Annotated in this window: 8 protein-coding genes; 7 read left to right on the top strand and 1 reads right to left on the bottom strand. The window is 73.5% G+C overall.

The window, feature by feature from the left end:
- The first annotated feature begins 159 nt into the window (after nucleotides 1-159).
- Together ACFQ79_RS07040 and ACFQ79_RS07035 are read left to right on the top strand one after the other, a co-directional pair.
- Nucleotides 160-1,239, top strand: coding sequence for a nitronate monooxygenase (locus ACFQ79_RS07040; RefSeq protein ID WP_383579907.1), 1,080 nt, complete (start codon nucleotides 160-162; stop codon nucleotides 1,237-1,239).
- Nucleotides 1,236-1,979: a 16S rRNA (uracil(1498)-N(3))-methyltransferase gene (locus ACFQ79_RS07035; protein ID WP_383579905.1), complete on the top strand. Its 744-nt coding sequence runs from the start codon at nucleotides 1,236-1,238 to the stop codon at nucleotides 1,977-1,979. Before ACFQ79_RS07040 ends, ACFQ79_RS07035 begins: the two co-directional genes overlap by 4 nt.
- Here the strand turns inward: ACFQ79_RS07035 and ACFQ79_RS07030 are convergent.
- The gene (locus tag ACFQ79_RS07030) at nucleotides 1,976-2,335 is read right to left on the bottom strand and encodes a hypothetical protein (RefSeq protein WP_383579903.1); all 360 of its coding nucleotides are present in this window, start codon (nucleotides 2,333-2,335) and stop codon (nucleotides 1,976-1,978) included. The genes ACFQ79_RS07035 and ACFQ79_RS07030 overlap by 4 nt on opposite strands.
- Before the next feature lie 132 nt (nucleotides 2,336-2,467).
- Between ACFQ79_RS07030 and ACFQ79_RS07025 the strand changes: the two genes are divergently transcribed.
- The 5 genes from ACFQ79_RS07025 to ACFQ79_RS07005 all read left to right on the top strand — a co-directional run bounded on the left by ACFQ79_RS07025 (nucleotide 2,468) and on the right by ACFQ79_RS07005 (nucleotide 7,313).
- On the top strand, nucleotides 2,468-3,850 hold the full coding sequence (locus ACFQ79_RS07025) for an ATP-binding protein (RefSeq protein WP_383579901.1): 1,383 nt from the start codon (nucleotides 2,468-2,470) through the stop codon (nucleotides 3,848-3,850).
- Nucleotides 3,847-4,941 (top strand): tetratricopeptide repeat protein, encoded by a 1,095-nt coding sequence (locus tag ACFQ79_RS07020; RefSeq protein ID WP_383579900.1) that lies wholly within the window; start codon nucleotides 3,847-3,849, stop codon nucleotides 4,939-4,941. The genes ACFQ79_RS07025 and ACFQ79_RS07020 overlap by 4 nt, the downstream gene beginning before the upstream one ends.
- 75 nt (nucleotides 4,942-5,016) lie before the next feature.
- Nucleotides 5,017-5,376 carry a histidine triad nucleotide-binding protein gene (locus ACFQ79_RS07015; protein WP_266965814.1) on the top strand — a complete coding sequence of 120 codons (360 nt, stop codon included), beginning with the start codon at nucleotides 5,017-5,019 and terminating at the stop codon, nucleotides 5,374-5,376.
- Nucleotides 5,377-5,389: 13 nt separating this feature from the next.
- A complete protein-coding gene (locus ACFQ79_RS07010) occupies nucleotides 5,390-6,292 on the top strand; it encodes a ribonuclease Z (RefSeq protein WP_383579898.1) in 903 nt (300 codons plus the stop codon).
- A gap of 10 nt (nucleotides 6,293-6,302) precedes the next feature.
- On the top strand, nucleotides 6,303-7,313 hold the full coding sequence (locus ACFQ79_RS07005) for an adenosine deaminase (protein ID WP_383579897.1): 1,011 nt from the start codon (nucleotides 6,303-6,305) through the stop codon (nucleotides 7,311-7,313).
- The last annotated feature ends 102 nt before the right edge of the window (nucleotides 7,314-7,415 follow it).

Genomic DNA, 7,415 nt, shown 5'->3' with positions numbered 1-7,415 from the left:
ACGGGGGGTTATCCCGGGCGTTTGTCGTTTTACGGGTTGGGCGCCACACGCTTGGGTGCGTGTGCCGCCCTTCGCGTACCGCGGGTACCCAGAACGCGCCCCGCTCCGTACCTGACGTACGGATTCGGCCCGGAAGCAGGGGCATGGCACGATGCCCATATGTCCACGACCGCACTGAACGATCTCTCTCGGTTTCCGATCGTGCAGGCCCCCATGGCGGGTGGCGCCTCCTCTCCCGAGCTGGTCGGAGCCGTGTGCGCGGCCGGGGCGCTCGGCTTCCTGGCCGGCGGGTACAAGACGGCCGGAGGTCTCTACCAGGAGATCAAGCAGGTGCGTGGGCTCACCGCACGCCCCTTCGGCGTCAACCTCTTCCTGCCGGAGTCCGGCAGGCCGGCCGACCCCGCCTCCGTCGAGGTCTACCGGCATCAGCTCGCGGGCGAGGCCACCTGGTACGAGACCCCGCTGGGCGAGACCGACGACTGCCGTGACGACGCGTACGACGCCAAGCTGGCGATCCTCCTGGAGGACCCGGTCCGCGTGGTCTCCTTCACCTTCGGCTGTCCCGCGCCCGAGGCCCTCGCCTCCTTCGCGCGTGTGGGAACGTTCACGATCGTGACCGTCACCTCCGCGGAGGAGGCCCTCGCCGCCCAGCAGGCCGGGGCGAACGCCGTCTGCGTGCAGGGCGCCGAGGCGGGTGGACACCAGGGCACGTTCCGCGACGACCCCGCCGACGACGCCCCGGGCACCGGACTGCTCGCCCTGCTCAGCCTGGTCCGCGAGAGCGTCGCCCTGCCGATCGTCGCCGCCGGCGGCATCATGCGCGGCGCGCAGATCGCCGCCGCCCTGGCCGCCGGGGCGGACGCCGCCCAGCTCGGCACGGCCTTCCTCTGCTGCCCCGAGTCGGGCGCCCACCCGCTGCACAAGCGGGCCCTGACCGACCCGCTGTACACCCGGACCGCCCTCACCCGGGCCTTCACCGGGCGACCGGCACGCGGCCTCGTCAACCGCTTCATGCGCGAGCACGGGCCGTACGCCCCCGCCGCCTACCCCGAGATCCACCACCTCACCGCCCCGATCCGGAAGGCCGCCGCCACCGCGGGCGACGCCCAGGGCATGGCCCTGTGGGCCGGTCAGGGCCACCGGCTCGCCCGCGAACTCCCCGCCGGGCAGCTGGTCGAGGTGCTGGCCGCCGAACTCGACACCGCTCTCTCCGAGCTGCCCCACAGGAGCGCCTCATGACCGCACCCGTCTTCGTCGTCGACGCCGTTCCCGGCCCCGGGAGCTTTCTCCTGGACGGCCCGGAGGGCCGCCACGCCGTCTCCGTGAAGCGGCTGCGGGAGGGCGAGGAGCTCGTCCTCGCCGACGGCCTGGGCCGCTGGGCCGCGTGCGTGGTGCTGGCCGCCGAGGGCAAGGACCAGCTCACCGTGCGGGTCGACGAGGTCCACGAGGACCCCGAGGAGGAGCCCCGCGTCACCGTCGTCCAGGCGCTGCCCAAGGGCGACCGGGGCGAACTCGCCGTCGAGACCATGACGGAGACCGGGGTGGACGCGATCGTGCCGTGGGCCGCCTCCCGCTGCATCACCCAGTGGAAGGGCGACCGGGGCCTCAAGGCGCTCGCCAAGTGGCGGTCCACCGCGCGCGAGGCCGGGAAGCAGTCGCGCCGCTCCCGGTTCCCCGAGGTCGCGGACCTGATGACGACCAAGCAGGTAGCCGCGCTGCTCGCCGGCGCCGATTTCGCGGCCGTGCTGCACGAGGACCGCGACCACCCGAGCGGCGCGCTCGCCACCGCCGAACTCCCCGAGAAGGGCTCGATCGTGCTGGTCGTCGGCCCCGAGGGCGGGGTCTCCCCGGAGGAGCTCGCGGCATTCGAGGCGGCCGGTGCGAAGCCGTACCGGCTCGGCCGGAGCGTGCTGCGGACGTCGACGGCGGGCACGGCGGCGACGGCGCTCGTCCTGGGGCGCACGGGCCGCTGGAGCTAGTTCGTCGTGCTCGTCAGGGTGTCGTAGAGGGGCCAGCCGTCCTGGTCGTGGATGCCGTGGGCGGTCGGGAGCAGGCCGCGGGCCTCGGCCTCGTCGAGGAAGCGGCGTGCGACGCCCGGTTCGTTCAGGTTGAGGATGGCGCCGGCGGTCGAGGCGATGTCACCGGCGCCGAAGGGGTAGCCGGACACGATGCGGCCCGGACCCTTCCGGAAGACCAGACGGAGCTGGGTGTGACGGTCCTCGGCGCGGCGCAGGGTGAGGAACGTCAGGCAGTCCGGGGTGTGGTGGTGCCCGACCGTCCACAGCCACACCGTGGACTCCACCGTCAGCCTGCGCGGTACGCGGTCCCGTCTCATCCGGCGAAGTCTACGGAGCCGGCGACGGACCGAACCCGGTGGACCGAACCCGACGGACCGAACCCGACGGACCGAACGCGGCGGACCGAACCCGGTGGACAACCGCCCCCGCGCGCTCCTTAGGCTGGCCGCATGGCCGACGAGTCCCCCCTGATCCGCAGTCTGCGCGCCGCCGTGGCCGCCGCCCCCGGTGACGTACCCCTGCGTCTTCACTTCGCCGAACTCCTCCTCTCCGAGGGACGGAACGACGAGGCCGTCGCGGAGGCGGCCGTCGCGCTCCAGCACGCGCCGGGGGACACGGACGCGCGTGCGCTGATGGTGCGGGCCATGGGGCTGCCGCCGGCTCAGGCCACCGCTCCCACGGAACGTGCGACCGGGCCGGCCGCGACCTCGGCTCCCCCGGAGAGCACCCCCGAGCAGACGGGGCCGACCGAGCCGACCGGGCTGACCGGGCCGACAGGGCCGACCGAGCGGCCCGAGCGGCCCGAGCGGCCCGAGCCGACCGTGGGCAAGGCCCCCGCCTTCGACTGGGACGCCGCCGAGCAGCAGGTGCAGGACGTCGTCGGGCCCCGCTTCCTGGAGGACCCGCAGGCCGCCGGAGGCGACGGAGCCGCCGGGGACGCCGACGCCTGGGACGTCGACGCGCCCGGTGCCGTACGCCTCGCGGACGTCGGCGGCATGGACGAGGTCAAGGAGCGGCTGGAGGCCGCCTTCCTCGCCCCCATGCGCAACCCCGAACTGCGCAGGCTGTACGGCAAGTCGCTGCGCGGCGGGCTGCTCCTCTACGGGCCTCCCGGCTGCGGCAAGACCTTCATCGCGCGGGCCGTCGCCGGCGAGCTGGGCGCGAACTTCCTCACCGTCTCGCTCTCCGACGTCCTCGACATGTGGATCGGGGCCTCCGAGAAGAACATCCACGACATCTTCGAGACCGCCCGCCGCCAGGCCCCCTGCGTCGTCTTCCTCGACGAGCTGGACGCCCTCGGCGCCAAGCGTTCCCGCACCCACCACAGCGGACTGCGCAATGTCGTCAACCAGCTCCTCACCGAGCTCGACGGCATCGCCAGCGGCGCGGGCAACGAGGGCGTGTTCGTGCTCGCCGCCACCAACGTGCCCTGGGACGTGGACATCGCGCTGCGCCGCCCCGGCCGCCTGGACCGCACGCTCCTCGTGCTGCCGCCGGACGCCACCGCGCGCGAGTCGATCCTCCGCTACCACCTGCGCGAGCGGCCCATCGAGGCCGTCGACCTCGGCAAGCTCGTCAAGGCCACCGAGGACTTCTCCGGCGCCGACCTCGCCCATGTGTGCGAGTCGGCCGCCGAGGCCGCGCTGCTCGACTCCGCCCGCAGCGGCTCCGTGCGGCTGATCACCACCAAGGACCTGCTGGGCGCGGCCAAGCAGATCAAGCCGTCCACCGAGCCGTGGTTCGCGGCCGCCCGGAACGTCGCCATGTTCGCCAACGAGGGCGGCCTGTACGACGACCTCCTCGCCCACCTCAAGCGGAAGCGCAAGCTGTGACCACGCCGACCACGCTCCTGCGCGCCGAGGCCCTGTACGACACCGGGCGGTTCGCGCAGGCCGGGGAACTGGTCGCCCAGCACCTGGCGAGCGAACCGGAGGACGCCGAGGCGCTCGTCCTGCTCGCCCGCTGCCACCACCGCGCCGAGAAGCACCAGGCCGCCCTGGAGGCCGTGGACGGCGCGCTGCGCGCCGAACCCGAGCTGCTCATGGCCTGGCTGATGCGCGTCCAGATCCTGCTCGAACTGCGGCGGTTCCAGGAGGCGGAGACCGCCGCCCGGTACTCCGTCCGGCTCGCCCCGCAGTACTGGGGCACCCACTACGCCCTCGGCACCGCCCTCGCGCAGTTCGCGGAGCACGCGCGGACGCCCGCGCGTACCGTCGAGGCGTACGAGGCGGCGCGGGCCGCCGTCAGCCTCGCGCCCGAGGAGGACGCGGCCCACTTCCTGGTGGGGCTGACCGCCCAGCGCCGGGGCGACCACGCCACCGCGCAGCGGGCGTACGAGGCCGCCCTCCGGCTCAACCCGCAGAGCAGCGAGGCCCACAACAACCTGTCGCTGCTCCGGCTGCGGCGCCGCTGGTTCCGGCGCGGGGCCTGGACCCAGGCCGCCGAGGGCTTCGTCGCCTCCGCCGCGCTCGACCTCCAGGACCGCAAGGCCCGCTACAACCTGGAGGCCATGGCCTGGAACACCGTCGCAGGGGCGCGCTGGGTGGCGCTGCTCGGCTTCATCGCCTCGACGTTCGGTGCCGCTCCGGCCCGGAGCGGTGACACCGGCGCGGACGCGATCGTGCCGTTCGCGATCGGAGCGGCCGTGATCGTCGGCGCCTGGGGCGGCTGGGTGCTGTGGATGAGCCGCCGGGTGCCGCCCCGGCTGCGCCGCCCGATGTTCCTGGTGGCCCGCTCCTGCCGGCCGGTGATCGCGATGGCCACCGCCGTGGGGCTGCTCGGGCTCTACTCGGTCGTGTCGATGGCCCTCTGGTCCTTCGACGCCGGGGTGGTCGGCGGGCTCGGCACGCCGCTGTTCTGGGCCGTGATCATCACGTACTGGGTGAGCCGCTCGGCCCTCAACCGGCGCGCGCCCAAGGACTGACCTGGGACACGGCGGCGGCCGCGGCGGCGGATAGCATGCGCGTGTAGCGACCGACGAGGCGAGGAGGCCCGGGCCATGGCCGGAGAGCCGCAGAGCGACTGCCTGTTCTGCAAGATCGTGGCGGGGGAAGTGCCCGCGACGATCGTGCGCGAGACGGAGACCACGCTCGCGTTCCGCGACATCAACCCGCAGGCGCCCAGCCACGTCCTGGTGATCCCGCGCCTCCACTACCCGGACGCCGCGTCCCTGGCCACCGCCGCCCCGACCGTCGCCGCCGACATACTGCGCGAGGCCGGAGAGGTCGCCGCCCAGGAGAAGGTCGACGGCAGCGGTTTCAGGATCGTCTTCAACACGGGTGCCGGGGCGGGCCAGACCGTCTTCCACGCCCACGCGCACGTCCTCGGCGGCCGTGGCCTCAACTGGCCCCCCGGCTAGACCGGCGGCAGCCATGTCCGTACGAGAACTCGTCGTGCTCGGGACCGCGAGCCAGGTCCCGACCCGGCACCGCAACCACAACGGCTACCTGCTGCGCTGGGACGGCCAGGGCATCCTCTTCGACCCCGGTGAGGGCACCCAGCGCCAGATGCTGCGGGCCGGGGTCGCCGCGCACGACATCGACCGGATCTGCGTGACGCACTTCCACGGCGACCACTCGCTCGGCCTCGCCGGGGTGATCCAGCGGATCAACCTCGACCAGGTCCCGCACCCCGTCACCGCGCACTACCCGGCGAGCGGGCGGCACTTCTTCGAGCGGTTGCGGTACGCCACGGCCTACCGCGAGACCGTGCGGCTGGCCGAGGAGCCGGTGACCGCCGACGGGCCGCTCGCCGTCACCGACGCGTACACCCTGGACGCCTGCCTGCTCTCGCACCCGGTCGAGTCGTACGGCTACCGGCTCACCGAGCCCGACGGGCGCCGCATCCTGCCCGAACGGCTCGCCGCGCACGGCATCAAGGGCCCCGACGTCGGCCGCATCCAGCGCGAGGGCGTCCTCGACGGCGTGACCCTCGACGACGTCAGCGAGGTCAGGCGCGGGCAGCGGTTCGCCTTCGTCATGGACACCCGGCTCTGCGACGGTGTCCACGCGCTCGCCGAGGGCGCCGACATGCTCGTCATCGAGTCGACGTTCCTCGACGAGGACGTCCGCCTCGCCACCGACCACGGCCATCTGACGGCCGGACAGGCCGCGGCGGTCGCCCGGGACGCGGGCGTACGGCATCTCGTCCTGACCCACTTCTCGCAGCGCTACTCCGACCCGGCCGAGTTCGAGCGGCAGGCGCGGGCGGCCGGGTTCGACGGCGAACTGAGCATTGCCCAGGACCTCATGAGGGTCCCCGTACCGAAGAGATAGAGCACCACCCATGCCCCTCCCCGCGGCTCTCCCCAAGGCCGAACTGCACCTCCACATCGAAGGCACCCTCGAACCCGAGCTGGCCTTCGCGCTCGCCGCGCGCAACGGCGTCACCCTGCCGTACGCGGACACCGCGGCCCTGCGCGAGGCGTACCGCTTCAGCGACCTCCAGTCCTTCCTGGACCTGTACTACGGCCTGATGGCGGTCCTGCGCACCGTCGAGGACTTCACCGAGCTCACCGACGCCTATCTGGAGCGGGCCGCCGCCCAGGGCGTCCGGCACGCCGAGATCTTCTTCGACCCGCAGGCGCACACCGCCCGCGGCGTCCCCGTCGGCACGGTGATCGAGGGCCTGAGCGCCTCCCTGGAACGCTCCGAGGAGCGGTACGGGATCTCCACCCGGCTCATCATGTGCTTCCTGCGCGACGAGTCGGCGGAGTCGGCGCTCGCGACCCTCGACGCCGCGAAGCCCTGGCTGGACCGGATCACCGGCGTCGGCCTGGACTCGGCGGAGGTCGGCCACCCGCCTGCCAAGTTCCGCGAGGTGTACGAGGCCGCCGCGGCGCTCGGGCTGCGCCGCGTGGCCCACGCGGGCGAGGAGGGTCCGGCGGAGTACGTCCGCGAGGCGCTCGACGTCCTCGGCGTGGAGCGGATCGACCACGGGCTGCGGTGCATGGAGGACCCGGAACTCGTCGAACGGCTCGTGCGGGAGCGGGTGCCGCTGACGCTCTGCCCGCTGTCGAACGTGCGGCTGCGGGCCATCGACGTGCTCGGTGATCACCCGCTGCCCGCGATGATGGCGGCGGGGCTGCTCGTCACCGTGAACTCCGACGACCCGGCGTACTTCGGCGGGTACGTGGGCGACAACTTCGACGGGGTGCGGGAGGCCTTGGGGCTGTCGTCGGAGCAGCTGCGGGAGTTGGCGCGGAACTCGTTCGAGGCGTCTTTCCTGGAGGACGACGAGGGTCGGCGGGCGCGGTACCTGGCCGAGGTCGAGGCGTACGAGTTCGGCGGGGAGTAGGCGGGGGCGCCTGCGGCGGGCTTCACCCCACCCCGCCCCTTCCCGAACTGGGGCTCCGCCCCAGACCCCGCGCCTCAAACGCCGGCGGGGCTGAGATTTCCG

Source organism: Streptomyces sp. NPDC056480, from assembly GCF_042795405.1.
Lineage (GTDB): Bacteria > Actinomycetota > Actinomycetes > Streptomycetales > Streptomycetaceae > Streptomyces.
Note: the sequence above shows the minus strand (reverse complement) of the source record. Positions and strands in the feature narration are given on the sequence as shown.